Origin of the sequence: Bacillus pretiosus (genome assembly GCF_051294775.1) — a bacterium.
GTDB classification, from domain to species: domain Bacteria; phylum Bacillota; class Bacilli; order Bacillales; family Bacillaceae_G; genus Bacillus_A; species Bacillus_A wiedmannii.
On the sequence record NZ_JBPPHF010000286.1, the window covers coordinates 1 to 297 of the forward strand.

The 297-nt window shown below is 43.1% G+C and carries 1 protein-coding gene; it reads left to right on the forward strand.

Annotation, left to right across the window (positions count from 1 at the left end; genetic code table 11):
• Positions 1 to 297 (forward strand): VOC family protein (locus tag ACSG5Z_RS30900; protein WP_435712862.1); only part of this gene is annotated, 297 nt, incomplete at both ends.

Consider the following 297-nt stretch of genomic DNA (forward strand, 5'->3'; position numbering starts at 1 on the left):
GACTTAGAGGGAAATGGTATTGAAATATATGCGGATCGTCCGCGCGATCAATGGGGAGAAGGGCCAGGAGGACGTACCCCGCTGGATTTAAAAGAACTAGCAACGCTTGTTGATTATGAGTTTGATGGATTACCTGCTAATACTGTCGTTGGACATGTACATTTACGAATAGCTAATGTAGAAGAGTCACATGACTTTTATGTAGATACAGTAGGCTTTGAAGTGCAGCAACGTGAAGATGACTGCTTATTCATTTCTGCAGGAGGATATCATCACCATATAGGCGCAAATACGTGG